The 1904-nt window shown below is 70.6% G+C and carries 1 protein-coding gene; it reads right to left on the reverse strand.

Annotation, left to right across the window (positions count from 1 at the left end; genetic code table 11):
* Positions 1-29 precede the first annotated feature (29 nt).
* Positions 30-1904: ATP-binding protein (locus VAE46_RS08175; RefSeq protein ID WP_322796437.1), on the reverse strand; the 1875-nt coding region annotated here is incomplete at its 5' end.

Genomic DNA, 1904 nt, shown 5'->3' on the forward strand with positions numbered 1-1904 from the left:
TCCAACCTCCAACCTCCCACCTCCCACCTTCAACCTCCAACCTCCAGCCTCTCCCGGATGACGCTTTCGAGGTCCTCCAGGCCGTAGGGCTTCGCCAGCAACCGCACGCGAAAGCGCTCCGTCAGCCGGGCGACCCCGGCATCGCTCGTCGCCCCGGTGGCGAGCACTACCCGCTCCAGCAGGTGCGGCAGCCGCTGCTCGAGCCCCGCGAAGATCGCATCCGCCGTCTCTGTCGCCAGCCGGTAATCGCAGAGGATGATGTCCGGTTCGTGCTCAGCGGCCAGCGCCAGCGCCCCTGCACTGTTCTCCGCATCGAGGCAGCGGTGCCCGAGGCTCTCCACCAGCCGACGGCACACCTTGCGCAGGCTCGGCTCGTCGTCGATCACCAGCACCGTCAGCTGCCGGCCGGCCGGGGCGCTTTGGGGTTCCGCCTCGGCAGGTGCCCCTTCCCCCTCAGCCGGCAGCGTGATGACGAAGGTCGTGCCCGTGCCCGGGTTCGAAATGCAGTCGATCGTCCCCCGGTGGGAGTGCACGATGGAGTAGCTCAGCGAAAGCCCCAGCCCGGTGCCGGCGCCCTGCTTCGTGGTGAAAAACGGCTCGAAAATGCGCGCCCGCGTCGCCTCGTCCATCCCGTGGCCCGTGTCGCTGACGGTCAGCCGTACCCGTCCGCCCTCCTCCGGCTCACCCTCGATCACGATGCGCCGCGTCGGGCGGTCGGCGAGCGCGTGCTCCGCGTTGGTGACGAGATTCAGCACCACCTGCGTGAGCTGGTGTTCGTTGCCCCACGCCGTCAGCCCCGGCGCGATGGCGATGGAGACCTCGATGCCCTGCTGTTGCCAGTGGCGCTCCCGCAGCCGCTGCACGTGCCCGACCACATCCTCGAGGGCTACCGGGCCGTGTTCCGCCGCGCCCGGCCGCGCGATGAACAGCAGGTCCCGCACGATGTTCCGCGCCCGAAGTGCCTCCTTCTGGATGATCCCCAGCTCCTCGCCAAAGGAGCCGGTCGTGTCGCTCATGGCCAGCACCTCGGCGAACCCGAGGATCGCCGTCAGGGGGTTGTTCAGCTCGTGCGCAACCCCGCCGATCAGTTCGCCCAGCGCTGCCAGCCGCGAGGCCTGCTCCATGCGTGCCCGGTTGGCCGCCTCCTCCGCCTCCCGGCGCACCCGCTCAGTCACGTCCTCCGCCACCGCCAGCACGCGCAAAACAGGGTCGCTCAGCGGCACCACCTCGTAGTCGATTACCCGCTCCTCGCCATCGATGGAGAGGGTCACCCGCCCGCGGACGTTCTCGCGGCGCTCATAGACGCGCAGGTAGTCCGACCGGACCGGCTCCGGCAGCCGCGCCACCATCTCCTCCAACGTCCCCGTGGGCGGGCGAGGGTCGATCGCCGCCAGGATCTTCCGCCCCAGCCGGTTGGCGAACACCGGATGCCCGTGTCGGTCCGCGAGGATGACCCCCTCCGAGAGCGACCGCAGGATGAGCCCGTACATCTCCGTCTGCCGCTCCCGCTCCCGGTTGGCGATCGCCGCCTCCAGCGCCGGCCCCACCGCCTGGGCTACCCGGCGCAGCAGCGCCAGCAGCCGTTCGCTGAAGGCGAAGCCCGGTGTCCGGCTCGCGACCAGCAGCAGCCCGGCAGGCTGGCCGCCGGCATAGGTCGCCGAGTAGCTGGCGGTTGTCAGCCCCAGTTGCGGCCCGAAGTGCGTCTCCGGGATGGCCGACCCATCGACCACCACCTGCCCGCGCTCCCGGGCCTCCGCCTCGTGCGGCAGCACCGGCAGGCGAAACTCGCCATCCAGCACGTGGGGCCAGCGCAGCACATCGCCATCGAACTTGCCATAGGCCGCGAACGCTGTCGGCACCAGCTCCCCCAGCACCCGCGAAATGCCGGCCAGCATCTCGGGCGC

This window comes from Tepidiforma sp., from assembly GCF_034433535.1.
Lineage (GTDB): Bacteria > Chloroflexota > Dehalococcoidia > Tepidiformales > Tepidiformaceae > Tepidiforma.